Origin of the sequence: Pseudogemmobacter blasticus, from assembly GCF_003071405.1 — a bacterium.
Lineage (GTDB): Bacteria > Pseudomonadota > Alphaproteobacteria > Rhodobacterales > Rhodobacteraceae > Pseudogemmobacter > Pseudogemmobacter blasticus.
Genome location: NZ_CP020470.1, coordinates 1508702 through 1522781, shown reverse-complemented (window position 1 = coordinate 1522781; position 14080 = coordinate 1508702). Strand labels below are relative to the sequence as shown.

12 protein-coding genes are annotated in these 14080 nt (G+C 67.5%); 6 read left to right on the top strand and 6 right to left on the bottom strand.

Annotated elements, in window-relative coordinates; translation table 11 throughout:
* Nucleotides 1-83: 83 nt before the first annotated feature.
* Together B6K69_RS18005 and dnaE are read left to right on the top strand one after the other, a co-directional pair.
* Complete coding sequence (locus tag B6K69_RS18005) at nucleotides 84-704, top strand: hypothetical protein (protein WP_123876546.1); 621 nt, start codon at nucleotides 84-86, stop codon at nucleotides 702-704.
* Between the two features lie 39 nt (nucleotides 705-743).
* Nucleotides 744-4247 (top strand): DNA polymerase III subunit alpha, encoded by a 3504-nt coding sequence (dnaE, locus tag B6K69_RS07330; RefSeq protein ID WP_108643318.1) that lies wholly within the window; start codon nucleotides 744-746, stop codon nucleotides 4245-4247.
* 17 nt (nucleotides 4248-4264) lie between these two features.
* Here dnaE and B6K69_RS07325 read toward each other — a convergent pair whose 3' ends face one another.
* Together B6K69_RS07325 and B6K69_RS07320 are read right to left on the bottom strand one after the other, a co-directional pair.
* The gene (locus B6K69_RS07325; protein WP_164681906.1) at nucleotides 4265-5314 is read right to left on the bottom strand and encodes an AbrB family transcriptional regulator; all 1050 of its coding nucleotides are present in this window, start codon (nucleotides 5312-5314) and stop codon (nucleotides 4265-4267) included.
* A 21-nt stretch (nucleotides 5315-5335) separates the two neighbouring features.
* Nucleotides 5336-5536, bottom strand: a complete 201-nt coding sequence (locus B6K69_RS07320) for a SlyX family protein (RefSeq protein ID WP_107672235.1) — start codon at nucleotides 5534-5536, stop codon at nucleotides 5336-5338.
* 71 nt (nucleotides 5537-5607) lie between these two features.
* Here B6K69_RS07320 and hisS point away from each other — a divergent pair, with 71 nt between their 5' ends.
* The 3 genes from hisS to hisG are packed head-to-tail and all read left to right on the top strand — an operon-like array spanning nucleotide 5608 to nucleotide 8910.
* Nucleotides 5608-7077 (top strand): histidine--tRNA ligase, encoded by a 1470-nt coding sequence (hisS, locus tag B6K69_RS07315; protein WP_108644828.1) that lies wholly within the window; start codon nucleotides 5608-5610, stop codon nucleotides 7075-7077.
* A 25-nt stretch (nucleotides 7078-7102) separates the two neighbouring features.
* Nucleotides 7103-8200 carry an ATP phosphoribosyltransferase regulatory subunit gene (locus B6K69_RS07310; protein WP_107672236.1) on the top strand — a complete coding sequence of 366 codons (1098 nt, stop codon included), beginning with the start codon at nucleotides 7103-7105 and terminating at the stop codon, nucleotides 8198-8200.
* Nucleotides 8197-8910 carry an ATP phosphoribosyltransferase gene (gene hisG, locus B6K69_RS07305; protein WP_108643316.1) on the top strand — a complete coding sequence of 238 codons (714 nt, stop codon included), beginning with the start codon at nucleotides 8197-8199 and terminating at the stop codon, nucleotides 8908-8910. The genes B6K69_RS07310 and hisG overlap by 4 nt, the downstream gene beginning before the upstream one ends.
* On the opposite strand, the gene B6K69_RS18600 is transcribed toward hisG, so the two are convergent.
* The 4 genes from B6K69_RS18600 to B6K69_RS07285 form a co-directional block, all read right to left on the bottom strand.
* The gene (locus B6K69_RS18600) at nucleotides 8849-9727 is read right to left on the bottom strand and encodes a DMT family transporter (protein WP_261341461.1); all 879 of its coding nucleotides are present in this window, start codon (nucleotides 9725-9727) and stop codon (nucleotides 8849-8851) included. The two genes, hisG and B6K69_RS18600, sit on opposite strands and share 62 nt — an antisense overlap.
* Nucleotides 9728-9762: 35 nt before the next feature.
* The gene (gene rpiB, locus B6K69_RS07295) at nucleotides 9763-10212 is read right to left on the bottom strand and encodes a ribose 5-phosphate isomerase B (RefSeq protein ID WP_107672239.1); all 450 of its coding nucleotides are present in this window, start codon (nucleotides 10210-10212) and stop codon (nucleotides 9763-9765) included.
* Nucleotides 10213-10367: 155 nt separating this feature from the next.
* Nucleotides 10368-10916 carry a DUF2087 domain-containing protein gene (locus B6K69_RS07290; protein ID WP_108643315.1) on the bottom strand — a complete coding sequence of 183 codons (549 nt, stop codon included), beginning with the start codon at nucleotides 10914-10916 and terminating at the stop codon, nucleotides 10368-10370.
* 217 nt (nucleotides 10917-11133) lie between these two features.
* Nucleotides 11134-11562, bottom strand: coding sequence for a DUF1489 family protein (locus tag B6K69_RS07285; RefSeq protein WP_108643314.1), 429 nt, complete (start codon nucleotides 11560-11562; stop codon nucleotides 11134-11136).
* 111 nt (nucleotides 11563-11673) lie between these two features.
* On the opposite strand from B6K69_RS07285, the gene B6K69_RS07280 reads away from it, so the two are divergent.
* On the top strand, nucleotides 11674-13950 hold the full coding sequence (locus B6K69_RS07280; protein ID WP_108643313.1) for an adenosylcobalamin-dependent ribonucleoside-diphosphate reductase: 2277 nt from the start codon (nucleotides 11674-11676) through the stop codon (nucleotides 13948-13950).
* Nucleotides 13951-14080: the final 130 nt, after the last annotated feature.

Genomic DNA, 14080 nt, shown 5'->3' with positions numbered 1-14080 from the left:
CCGGCCTCAACAAGCTCTGGGCGAACCGATTGACCGGCTTTGAGACAGTGACTACCGTACATGCCGGAAGTAGCGGGGCAGTGATGGCCGGACAGGTTGATCACGAGGCCGAGCTTGCGTGTGCTACCACGGCTGCGCAAACGGGGCCAACGCGGCGGCGGCAGATTGTCGCCGCGCTGCTAAGTTCGCTTATTGCTGTGGCGTGCCTTTTGAAAATAACGATATCGGGACGCTATCTTCCCTCGCACGAGTGGCTGCGTGTCTCGAATCTTCCCGCCTATGGTTTGGGTGCTGTTTGGTGTTTTTCCACCGTTTATCTCATGTTTCAGGCCAATTATGGGGAAGACAGGAAAAGCGCGGAAGCCGCATCTCCGGCAAAATTCGCTTTCATGGTGTTCGGCACAGCTCTTTTTTCCATAATTGTCGTAGACCTCGTCCGCTGCGAGTTTCCCGCGCTTATTGCCGCTGTCATTGGCGGCAGTGTCGAGCATAGCTATGTCGTTGTTCGAGCCGACGAGCGAAGCGATAAATTCTGTCGCCATCCAATTAAGCTGAAAGGCATGCCCCTTATGAAGAAACTCTGCGGAATGCCTCCCGAGTTTCGCAATCAACTTTCAGCACGAATGGAGGTTACCTTTATCGGAAAAGGAACATGGATGGGGCTCTATGTGAGAGATATGCGTCCGTCGTCATCGGTTGACTGACCACCTTCCTCTTGGCTACCTGCCGGGCTACCCTGGGTTATGGCCACATCCCCCCGATTCATCCACCTCCGCACCCATACCGAGCACAGCCTTCTGGAAGGGGCGGTGCCCGTGAAGAAGCTGGTCAAGCTGGCGGCGGCGGCGCAGATGCCCGCCATCGCGGTGACCGATACCAACAACATGTTCTGCGCGCTGGAGTTTTCCAGCCACGCCAAGGATGCCGGGCTGCAACCCATTGTCGGTTGTCAGATCAGTCTGGCGCATGATCCGGCCGCGCCCGGAGAACGGCCGCGCCTGCCCGCGCCGCTGGTGCTGCTGGCGCAGTCCGAAGCGGGCTACATGAACCTGATGAAGCTGAACTCCTGCCTTTACCTGCGGGGCGACGGGCAGTTGCCGCATGTCACGGCCGAAGAGCTGGAGCGTCATTCCGCCGGCCTGATCTGCCTGACCGGCGGCCCCGACGGCCCCTTGGGCCGCTTCCTGCAGGCCGGCCAGGTGCCCAAGGCGCGCGCCCTGCTGGCGCGGCTGGCCGCGGCCTTTCCGCAGCGCCTGTATGTCGAATTGCAGCGCCACCCCGGCGAGGGCGGGCGTCTGCCCGCCGCCGAGGCCACGTCCGAACGCGGGCTGGTCGAGCTGGCCTATGAGCTGGGCCTGCCGCTGGTTGCGACAAACGATGTCTATTTCCCCGAAGCGAAGATGTATCAGGCGCATGATGCGCTGATCTGCATCGCCGAAGGCGCCTATGTTGACCAGATGGAGCCGCGCCGCAAGCTGACGCCGCAGCACTACTTCAAGTCCGAAGCCGAGATGTGCGCCCTGTTCGCCGATCTGCCCGAGGCGCTGGAAAACACGGTCGAGATCGCCCGCCGCTGTGCCTTCATGGCGTCAAAGCGCAAGCCGATCCTGCCGCGCTTCGCCGAGGATGAGGTCGAGGAGCTGCGCCGCCAGGCCTGGGAAGGGCTGGACCGCCGCCTTGCCGTCATTCCGATGGCCGCGCCGCGCGAAGAGTATGAAGCCCGCCTGAAGTTCGAAATCGACATTATCGAGAAGATGGGCTTCCCCGGATACTTCCTGATCGTGTCCGATTTCATCAAATGGGCCAAGGCACAGGGCATCCCGGTCGGCCCGGGCCGGGGGTCGGGGGCGGGCTCGCTGGTGGCCTATGCGCTGACCATCACCGACCTTGATCCCCTGCGCTATGCGCTGCTTTTCGAACGCTTCCTGAACCCCGAGCGGGTCTCGATGCCCGACTTCGACATCGACTTCTGCATGGATCGCCGCGAAGAGGTGATCCGCTATGTGCAGGAACGCTATGGCCGCGAGAAGGTGGCGCAGATCATCACCTTCGGCGCGCTTCTGTCCAAGGCCGCCGTGCGCGACGTGGGCCGCGTGCTGCAATTGCCCTATGGCCAGGTGGACCGCCTGTCCAAGATGATTCCGGTGGAAGGGGTGAAGCCCGTCTCCATCACCAAGGCGCTGGCCGACGAACCCCGCCTGCGCGAGGCGGCGAAGGAGGAAGTGGTCGGCCGGCTGCTGGACTATGCCGAAAAGATCGAAGGGCTTTACCGCAACGCCAGCACCCACGCCGCCGGCGTGGTGATCGGCGACCGCCCGCTGGATGAGCTGGTCCCGCTCTATCAGGACCCGCGCTCCGACATGCCGGCCACCCAGTTCAACATGAAATGGGTCGAGGCCGCCGGTCTGGTCAAGTTCGACTTCCTCGGTCTGAAAACCCTGACCGTGATCCAGAACGCCATCGCGCTGATCCTGAAATCGGGCCGGCCGCTGCATGTGGCGCAGGATGGCCGCACGCTTTACGAACCGAAACCGGGGGCCGAGAACGACATCGGCCATATCCCGCTGGACGACAAGGCCACCTACGACCTTTACGCCGCCGCCCGCACCGTGGCCGTGTTCCAGGTGGAATCCAGCGGCATGATGGATGCGCTGCGCCGGATGAAGCCCACCTGCATCGAGGACATCGTGGCGCTGGTGGCGCTGTATCGTCCCGGCCCGATGGAGAACATCCCGGTCTATTGCGAGGTCAAGAACGGCCTGCGCGAAATCGAACCGCTGCACCCCACGATCGACCATATCCTCAAGGAAACGCAGGGCATCATCGTCTATCAGGAACAGGTGATGCAGATCGCTCAGGTCATGGCCGGCTACAGCCTGGGCGGCGCCGACCTGCTGCGCCGCGCCATGGGCAAGAAGATCGCCGAGGAAATGGCCAAGGAACGGCCCAAGTTCATTGAGGGCTGCACGAAAACCCACGGCATCGACCCCAAGAAATCGGGCGAGGTGTTCGACCTTCTGGAAAAGTTCGCCAACTACGGTTTCAACAAGTCGCACGCCGCCGCCTATGCCGTGGTCAGCTACCAAACCGGCTGGCTCAAGGCGAACCACCCGGTCGAATTCATGGCCGGGGTGATGAATTGCGATATTCACCTCACCGACAAGCTGGCCGTCTACAAGCGCGAACTCGACAAGCTGGGGATCGAGGTGGTTCCGCCCTGCGTCAACCGCAGCCTTGCCACTTTCGACACGGGGCAGGGCCGGGTGATCTATGCCCTTGGCGCGCTCAAGAACGTCGGCGTCGACGCGATGCGCCTCATCGTCGAGGCGCGCAGGACCGAAGCCGGCGACAAGCCCTTCGCCACGCTGTTCGACTTTGCCCGCCGCTGCGATCTGAAACGCATCGGCAAGCGGCCGCTGGAAATGCTGGCCCGCGCCGGGGCCTTCGACCAGCTTGATCCGAACCGCGCCCGCGTGTTCGAGGCGCTTGATCCGCTGGTCGCCTTTTCCGCCGCCATCCATGAGGCGCAGGCGTCGAACCAGGTCAGCCTGTTCGGCGATTCCGGGTCCGACATCCCCGAACCGCGCCTGCCCTGGCGCGATGACTGGCTGCCGGTCGAACGGCTGTCGAACGAACACCTTGCCATCGGCTTCTATCTGTCGGGCCATCCGCTGGATGACTACATGTCCGCCCTGAAGCGCAAGGATGTGAAAACCCTTGCGGAACTGACGCAAACCGTCATGGCGCGCGGGGCGCCCATGGTGGCCAAGCTGGCCGGATCGGTGGCCGCGCGGCAGGAACGCAAATCCGCCAAGGGCAACCGCTTCGCCTTCGTCTCGCTCTCCGATCCGACCGGGCTTTACGAGGTGACGGTGTTCTCGGACGTGCTGGAAGTGGCGCGCGATCTGCTGGAACCGGGGCGGAACGTCGTTCTGACCGTCCGCGCCGACCCCGATGGCGAAGGGGTGAAGCTGCTGGCCAATTCCGTCGCGCCCATCGACGCGGTGGCCGATCAGGCCGGTGCCCGTCCGATCCGCATCCACCTCAACCGGCCCGAGGCGGTGACATCGGTCGCCAATCTGCTGGGCCAGGTCGAGGGCAAGACCCGAGCCCAGATCACCCTTTGCGTCGCAGATGCGCAGGGGCGCGAGATCGACCTGACGCTGCCGCAGGCCTATCCGGTTACCCCGCAGATCCGCGGGGCGATCAAGGCCATGCAGGGCGTGGTTCTGGTGGAAGAGATCTGACCCCGGGCGTCCGGCCGCTAGCCTTGCCGCCGGGCCATCCCCTGCAGCACCACCACCGCCAGCACGATCCGCACCACATGATGCGCGGTGACATAGATCACGCTCATCTGCAGGCTCAGCGCGATCAGGCTCATCTCGGCCAGCCCGCCGGGGGCAAAGGCCAGGAACACTGCCGCCACCGGCTCTCCGGTAAGGCCGTGCAGGGCCGTGGCGAAGCCGAAGGCGATGGCCAGCGATGCCGCCGCATTGGCCAGCGCCGCCTTGCCCGCCCGCAACAGCAGATCGCGCCCGATCCCGGCGAAGCGCGCGCCCAGGCCGGTGCCCAGCACCACCTGCGTCGCCGCGATCATCCAGCCCGGCGGCACCCCCTGCACCCAGCCCGCCCCATGCACCGCCGCCGAAGCCAGCAGCGGCCCCGTCATGATCCAGCCGGGCAGCCGCAGCGCCCGCGCGCCCGCCACCCCCGCCGCGCCCGCCAGCACCAACAGCGCGGCATCCCGCGCGGTCAGCGGCACACCCCCCGCCAGCGACACGCCCGAGGCCGATCCGACCGCGTGGCCTGTCAGCACCAGAAAGATCAGCGGCACCGTCAGGATGGTCAGGATCAGCCGCAGGAACTGCATCACCATCACCACCCGCACATCGGCGCCCGCCGTCTCGGCCATGGTGACGCTTTCGATCAGCCCGCCCGGCACCGCGCCGAACAGCGCCTCTTTCCGGCCGATCCCCAGCCGCCGGCTGATGGTGAAGCTGGACGCCATGACCAGCGGCACGAAGGCCGCCACCGCCAGTAGCGAAGGCGCCCAGCCCGGCATCTGCGCCAGAACCTGCGGCGTGAAGGCCCCGCCGATGGCCACCCCGATCACCGGCACGAAGGAAAACCGGAACCGCGCCGGCAGCGTGACCGGCTTGCCGAAGGGCCGCGCCCCGGCAATCGCCAGCCCCGCCGTCACCACCAGCGACCCCAGCAGAAACCCCAGCGGCAGAGCCGCCGCCCAGGCCAGCGCCCCCGCCACGGCGCCAATCGCCAGCGTCACCGCCAGCGCGGCCAGATCCACCCCGAACATCCGCATCCCGCGCCGGCCGGCTTACCAGTGCGGCGGGCGCACGTTGGCCGCGGGCGCCTCGCCGGCCATCGCCTCGCGTTCGGCCTCGCGCTCCAGCAGCATCTGCGCCCGGCGCGACAGCACCTCGATCTCGCGCGCCTGCCGGGCCACCACGTCCGAAAGGTCGTCCACGCTCCGCATCAGATGCGCAACCCGTTCTTCCAGCGCCTCGATCCGGTCCATTGCCGCCCCCGCTTGCCGCCCCGTTCCCCATCCGCTACAGCAAGCGCCGACCGATGCAAGGGGGCTCGCCCATGTCCGAAGGCAAGATCCGCCGTCCCCGGGCCGAAACGCCCAAGGGATTCCGTGATTATTTTGGCGCCGAGGTGACCGAGCGCAAGGCAATGCTGGATGCCATCGCGGCGGTCTATCATCGCTACGGCTTCGATCCGCTGGAAACCAGCGCGGTCGAAACGGTCGAGGCGCTGGGCAAGTTCCTGCCCGACGTGGACCGCCCGAACGAAGGCGTCTTCGCCTGGCAGGATGAGGACAAGGACTGGCTGGCGCTGCGCTATGACCTGACCGCGCCGCTGGCCCGCGTTGCCGCGCAATACCGCAACGATCTGCCCAGCCCCTACCGCCGCTATGCGATGGGGCCGGTCTGGCGCAACGAAAAGCCCGGTCCGGGCCGATTCCGCCAGTTCTATCAATGCGATGCCGATACGGTGGGCAGCGGCAGCGTCGCCGCCGATGCCGAAATCTGCGCCATGCTGTCGGACATCTTCGAAAGCCTCGGGCTGGCCGGCGACTATGTGATCAAGGTCAACAACCGCAAGGTTCTGAACGGCGTGATGGAAGTGGCGGGCCTGTCGGGCGACGACAAGGAAGCCGAACGCGGCATCGTGCTGCGCGCCATCGACAAGATCGACCGCCTTGGCGAAGAGGGCGTCCGCGCCCTGCTGGGCGCCGGCCGCAAGGACGAAAGCGGCGACTTCACCAAGGGCGCGGGGCTGTCGGCAGAACAGGCCGAGGTGGTCATTGGCTTCACGACCGCCAAGCGCGAGACCGGCGCTGCCACCATCGCCCGGTTGCGCGAACTGGTCGGGAACTCCGCCATCGGCGCCGAGGGTGTAGCCGAACTTGAGAGCATCGCCGCACTTCTTCAGGCGCAGGGCTATGGCTCCGACCGCATCCAGCTAGACCCCGGTGTCGTGCGCGGCCTTGGCTATTACACCGGCCCGGTGTTCGAGGCGGAACTGACCTTCCAGATCACCGACGAGAAGGGGCGTCCGCGCAACTTCGGCTCGGTCGCGGGGGGCGGGCGCTATGATGGGCTTGTGAAACGGTTCACCGGGCAGGACGTGCCGGCCACCGGCATCTCCATCGGGGTTGACCGTCTGCTTGCCGCGCTGCGGGCCAAGGGGCGGGCTGGCGGGGCCACCGAAGGCCCGGTCGTCGTCACCGTGATGGACCGCGACCGGATGGCCGATTACATGGCCATGGTGGGGGCGCTGCGGCAGGCCGGCATCCGGGCCGAGGTTTACCTGGGCAACCCCAAGAACTTTGGCAACCAGTTGAAATACGCCGACAAACGCGCCTCGCCCGTTGCCGTCATCCAGGGCGGCAACGAAAAGGCGGCGGGAACCGTCATCCTCAAGGATCTGATGCTGGGGGCGAAGATCGCCGAAAGCGCCACGCTTGAGGAATGGAAGGACCGCCCCGCGCAGGTCGAGGTGCCGCAGGCCAATCTGGTGGCGGAAGTGCAGCGGATGCTGGCGAAATGACCGGCAGTCCGGGCAGGGGCCGCGCATGATCGCCAAGGCCGCCATCCGCGCCGAGGCCGAGCGCCTTCATGCCGCCTTCGTGGCCGCCGGCGCCGTGCCGGTCGAGGCCGACATCCTGCTGCCCGCCGAAACCCTGCTGGATCTTTATGGCGAGGACATCCGCGCCCGCGCCTATGTGACCGCCGATCCGATGGCCGGCGAAATGATGCTGCGCCCCGATTTCACCGTGCCGGTGGTGCAGGCCCATATGGCCGGCGGGGCCGACCCCGCGCGCTATGCCTATCTGGGCGAGGTGTTCCGCCGGCAGGAACATCTTGATGGCCGGGCGCGCGAATACCTTCAGGTCGGGTATGAGGTGTTCGACCGCGCCGCGCCGCAGGCCGATGCCGAGGTGTTTGCGCTGTTCGCCGGCCTGCTGGCCGATCTGGACCTGCGCCCCGCCACCGGCGACATCGGCATCCTGATGGCCGCCGTGAAGGGCCTGTCCACCACCGACCGCCGCCGTCAGGCGCTGTTGCGCCACATCTGGCGCCCGCGCCGGTTCCGCGCCCTGCTGGACCGTTTCGCCGGCCGCGCGCCCATGCCGCCCGCCCGCGCCCAGTTGCTGGACCGGCTGGCCGCCGATGCGCCCGCCGCGCTGATCGCCGCGGCGGGGCCGCTGGTCGGCCTGCGCTCGGCCGAAGACATTGCCGCCCGCGCCGAGGCGCTGATCGAGGACGCCCGCGCCCCCGCCATCGCCGCGCCCGAAGCGGCGCTGCTTTATGATCTTCTGTCGCTGGAAGCGCCGTCGCGCGCCGCGCTGGCCCACCTGCGCGGCATCGCGCCGCTGCTGCCTGCCATCGGCCCGGCGGTCGAAACCTTCGCCGCCCGGCTGGACGCGCTGGCCGCGCGCGGGGTGGATGTGGACCGGCTGCCGTTCGAGGCCAGCCACGGCCGCACCACGCTGGAATATTATGACGGCTTCGTCTTCACCTTCGCCGCCGCCGATCCGGCGCTGCCCCCGGTGGCCAGCGGCGGGCGCTATGACGCGCTGACGGCGGTGCTGGGGCAGGGGCGGTCCATCCCGGCGGTGGGGGGCATCATCCGCCCCTCGCTGGTGGCCCGGCTCAGGGGGGCGGTCTGATGCTCAAGATCGGTGTGCCGTCCAAGGGCCGGCTGATGGAAAAGACCTTCGACTGGTTCGGCGCCCGCGGCGTGACCATGGCCCGCACCGGCAACGAACGGGAATATTCCGGCGCCGTTGACGGGGTGGACGGGGTGGAACTGGTGCTGCTTTCGGCGGGCGAGATCCCGCGCGAACTGGCCGCCGGGCGCATCCACCTGGGCGTGACCGGCAGCGACCTGATCCGCGACAAGCTGGCCGACTGGGACCGTCAGGTCGTCGACTGGGCCGCCATGGGCTTTGGCCATGCCGATCTGGTGATCGCGGTGCCCGCCGGCTGGATTGACGTGGACACGCTGGACGATCTGGATGCCGCCGCCGCGGCCTTCCGCGCCGCGCATGGCCACCGGCTGCGGATCGCCACCAAGTATCACCGGCTGGTGCGCGATTTCCTGACCGCCAACGGCGTGGCCGATTATCAACTGGTTGACAGCCAGGGCGCGACCGAAGGCACCGTCAAGAACCTGACCGCCGAAGCCATCGCCGACATCACCTCGACCGGCGAAACGCTGCGCGCGAACCACCTCAAGATCCTGTCCGACGGGCTGATCCACGCCTCGCAGGCCACGCTGTTTGCCGCCCGCGCGGCAGACTGGCCCGCGGCCAGCCTCAGCGCGCTGTCGGTTCTGGCGGCGCGGCTGGGGCTGCCGGTGCCGCAGGTCTCCGGCTGACCAGCGCCACGCCCACCGCCGCCAGCGCCATGCCGGCCCAGGTCAGCGGCGGCACCGTCTCGCCCAGCAGGGGCCAGGCGAACAGCGCCGACAGGGCCGGCACAAGGTAGAACAGCGACGACACGCGCGACACCGCGCCCGCCCGGATCATGGCCAGCAGCAGCGACATCGCCAGAAGCGAATTGCCCAGCACCAGATAGGCCATCGACCAGACGAAACCGGGCGTCCAGTCGATGGCGGTGTTTTCCGTCAGCAGGGCGGCGGGCACGCAGAAGGCCGCGCCCACGGCATACTGGATCAGGTTCGCCGCAACCGGGTGATGCGCTGCCCCGAACCGCTTTTCATACAGTGTGCCGGCGGTGATGCCGATCAGCGCCAGAACGGTGCAGATCAGACCGAAAAGGTTTTCCGCCTGCACCGCCGACCGTCCAAGGATCGCCAGCGCCGCCCCCGCAAGGCCCAACCCCAGCCCCAGCCAGCCCAGGGCGCTGACCCGTTCCCCCACCAGACGCGGTGCGATCAGCGCCACAAGAATGGGTTGCAGACAGACCACGATGGCCACGCCCCCGGCCGAAACGCCGGATTTGAACGCCAGGTAGCACAGGCCGAAATACATCACCTGGATCAGGAACCCGACCACCGCCACATCGGCCATGCCGCGCGCGCCCGGAAAGCGCGGCCGCATCACCAGCGCCACCGGCAGCAGCAGCACAAGGACAAGCACATAGCGCAGCGCCAGCACGGTCAGCGGCGCGGCATGGGCCACCGCCAGCTTGGCCACGGCAAAGCCGGCCGACCACAGGATCAGAAAGACCACGGGCGCGGTCCGCAGCCAAAGGGGGCGGGGCGGTGTCAGCTTTCCAGCGCCGTGATCATGTCGACCCGCGTCGCATGGCGGCCGCCCTCGAACTCGGCCCCCAGGAAGGCATCGACGATCTCCAGCGCCAGCCCTTCGCCCACCACCCGCGCACCCAGCGACAGCATGTTGGCATCGTTGTGCTGGCGGATCATCCGGGCCGAGAACGGCTCGCAGCAGACGCCGCAGCGGATGCCCCGCACCTTGTTGGCGGCCATCATGATGCCCTGCCCGGTGCCGCACAGGATGATGCCCAGCCGGCAATCGCCCGAGGCGACCAGCCGCGCCGCCGCCTCGCCATGGGCGGGGTAATGCGTGCTTTCCGGCGTGGTCGGGCCGATGTCGACCACCTCCCACCCCTTGGCCGCGATGTGGCGGGCGATGGCCTGCCGCAAGGCAATGGCGGCGTGATCGCTGGAAAGGGCGATGCGGTTGGTGGTGGTCATGGAATTGGTCCCGTCTTCCGAAGCGTTCCGGCGGCTTGCCGTTCGCGGCAAGATTGCCGCGTCGGCCGGGTGGCGGCAAGCCCGAAGGCGGCAGGCGGTTCGGTTCGGGGGGGGGCGGTTCGGGGGCGCGTGGTCCCCCGGACCGCCCGCCCGGATCAGCCGCCAGTCCCCCGCAGGGCCAGATGGCGGATCAGCGCGCGCGCCTCGGGCGGCGGGCGCTGCTCAAGCCGGGCATAGTCGGTGCCATCGGGCGCGCGGCGGATCAGGCCCAGCATCACCATGTCGCGCCGCAACAGCGCGGCATCGCCAAAGCTGTGCAGCCCGTTCAGCAGCGCGCTGAACTGCCGCTCGGTCCGGCTGCCGCCGACCGGCAGCCGCGCCCACAGCGCCCAGAGGCACAGCACCTGCACATTGCGCCGCGCGGGCCAGCCCACCAGCCTGCCGGTGGCATCAAACTGGTTCAGCGCGCGGGCAACCAGCGTGTGATCCACCGCCTCGGGCGGTGGCGGCGGACTGTCCAGCCGGGCAGCGGCGGCCTGCGCGGCCCCAAGGTGCTGCAGGTTGCGAAACCCCGCCGCGCGGGCCAGCATATTCATCAGCGTCTGATGCGAGGGCGGGCTTTCGGCCGCCGTCAACTGGCGGGCCAGCGCGCGGGTAAAGGCCGAAAGATCGGCCACGAGAAGCGGAACAAGGGTTCGGGTCATCTCAGGTCATCCGTTGCCGTGCCACAGCAGGGGTCGCGGGTCGCTGTCCTGGCGACGGGCACGGGGGGAAAACCGGGTGCTGTCCGTCTGATCTCTGGCAGGTTCAGCTTGCCCTTGCGGGGCCCAGCGACGCCTTGGTGAACTGCCGACCGGGCATAGTCATAGCATGGCGGCGCCGGGGCGGCAATTTCCTTCGCAGGCAACGGCCGCCCGGCCCTCAGCGCAGCCCGATCTCGGCCAGCGCGCGGGCCAGCTCGGGTGGAAGCGTATCGTCCGCCGCCCGGCCTTGCGGCAGGTCGCGCGGGGCTTCGTCGGCGGCCAGATAGCGCCAGCCCTGAAAGGGGCGGCGCGGCGCGGGTTCGGTGCGGATGATTTCGGCATCCAGCACCAGCGCACAGCGCGAAATCCCGTCGCTGCCCTGCACCGCCTCAAGCCCGACAATCCGCTGGCGGCACAGGATCACGCCTTTAATTACCCAATACAGCGACCCGCCCGCCAGCACCTCGTCCTCGCGCTTGGGCCACATGCGGGTGATGTGCAGCGCACGCCCCTGCGGCCACTGGCCGCGGTGGCTGTCCTGCCATTGGGCAAGGTCTTCCACGCTTTCGGCGCCGACGCAGAGCTTGAGGATGTTGAGATGAGTCATGCCCGCAAGAATAGCCCTGCCGGTGGCCGTGGCAAGATTGACCGGGCGGGGGCCGGGGCGTATCTTGGGCCTTCCGCCCGTTTATCCACAACTTGAAGGACGATTCGCCCCATGTCGCGATTCCATGCGCCCATTGCCGAAGCCATCTGGGACATGAAGTATCGCTTCAAGGAAGCGGACGGCACGCCCATCGACGGCTCGGTCGAGGATAGCTGGCGGCGCATCGCCCGGTCGCTGGCCGAGGTCGAGAAGGAACCCGAGGTCTGGGAACCCCAGTTCTATGAGGCGCTTGAGGATTTCCGCTTCCTGCCCGCCGGGCGCATCACCGCCGGGGCGGGCACCGGCCGGCAGGTCACGCTGTTCAACTGCTTTGTCATGGGCACGATTCCCGACACCATGGCGGGCATCTTCGAAAGCCTGAAAGAGGCCGCGCTGACCATGCAGCAGGGCGGCGGCATCGGCTATGATTTCAGCACGATCCGCCCGCGCGGCGCGCCCGTGGCGGGCGTGGCGGCCGATGCCAGCGGCCCCCTGTCCTTCATGGACGTGTGGGATGCGATGTGCCGCACCATAATGTCGGCGGGCAGCCGGCGCGGCGCCATGATGGCGACCATGCGCTGTGACCACCCCGACATCGAATCCTTCATCGAGGCCAAGAAAGACCCCGCCCGCCTGCGGATGTTCAACCTCTCGGTTCTGGTGACCGATGCCTTCATGGCGGCGGTCAAGGCCGACGGGCCGTGGGAGCTGACCTTCGGCGGCAAGATCTACAAGACCTTGCCCGCCCGCGACCTGTGGAACCGGATCATGCGGTCCACCTATGATTTCGCCGAACCGGGCGTGATCTTCATCGACCGCATCAACGCCATGAACAACCTGGGCTATTGCGAGACGATCGCCGCCACCAACCCCTGCGGCGAACAGCCCCTGCCGCCCTATGGCGCCTGCCTTCTGGGCAGCATCAACCTGGCCCGGCTGGTGAAGGATGCCTTCGAGCCCCATTCCAGCCTGGACATGGCCGCGCTGGACCGGCTGGTCCGGCTGGCCGTGCGGATGATGGACAATGTGGTGGATGCCAGCCGCTTCCCCCTGCCCGAACAGGCGCAGGAAGCGGCGGCCAAGCGCCGCATCGGGCTGGGCGTCACCGGGCTGGCCGACGCGCTTCTGATGGTGGGCCTGCGTTATGGCAGCGACGAGGCGGCCAAGGCGACCGAGATCTGGATGCACGCCATCGCACGGTCGGCCTATCTCGCCTCGGTCGATCTGGCGCGCGAGAAGGGCGCCTTCCCCCTGTTCGAGGCCGAGGGCTATCTGGCCAGCGGGTCCATGGCCCAGATGGATGACGACGTGCGCGCCGCCATCGCGAAGCACGGCATCCGCAACGCGCTGCTGACCAGCGTGGCGCCGACGGGCACGATCTCGCTTTACGCGGGCAACGTGTCCAGCGGGATCGAGCCGGTCTTCGCCTATGCCTATACCCGCAAGGTGCTGCAGAAGGACGGTTCGCGCAGCGAGGAAGAGGTGGTCGATTACGCCGTGCAACTGTGGCGTGAGAAGAACGGTGACGAACCGCTGCCCGACTATTTCGTGAATGCCCAGACCCTGCCGCCGCTGGACCATGTGCGTATGCAGGCCGCCGCGCAGAAATGGGTGGATTCCAGCATTTCGAAAACCATCAACTGCCCCGAGGACATCAGCTTCGATGCCTTCAAGGAGGTCTATATGGCCGCCTGGGATCAGGGCTGCAAAGGCTGCACCACCTACCGCCCGAACGATGTGACCGGCTCGGTGCTGACCGTCTCGGAATCCAGCGACAAGACCCCGGCCGAAGCCCCCGAAACCACGCGCGGCGCCGAGGTGGTGTATCTCAGCGAACCGCTTGACCGGCCCGCCGCGCTGGAAGGCCAGACCTACAAGGTGAAATGGCCGGGCAGCGAACACGCGCTTTACATCACCATCAACGACATCGTCATCGCCGGCCACCGCCGCCCGTTCGAGGTGTTCATCAACTCCAAGAACATGGAGCATTTCGCCTGGACCGTGGCGCTGACCCGGATGATTTCCGCCGTGTTCCGCCGGGGCGGCGACATCAGCTTCGTGGTCGAGGAACTGAAGGCCGTGTTCGATCCGCGCGGCGGCGCCTGGATGGAGGGGAAATACATCCCGTCGATCCTGGCCGCCATCGGCGGGGTGATCGAACGCCACCTGATCGAGATCGGCTTCATCGAGGGCGAGGGGCTTGGCCTGAAATCCGACCCCAAGGCCGAAATGCTGCGCGTCGGAGAGGCCCCGCGCGGCGCGGCCTGCCCCGCCTGCGGCAGCTATGACCTGCGCAAGGTGGAAGGCTGTCTCACCTGCGGAAGCTGCGGCCATTCCAAATGCGGCTGACGGGTCCGGTTCCGGCCCGGCCCGGAAACGGCAGATGACGACGCAAGGGGGGCGAAAGGCCCCCCTTGCTGCTGCAGGCGGCTGAACAAGCCGACGAACGGCCCTCCGCGCGCGCCGCAGCGACCCGGCG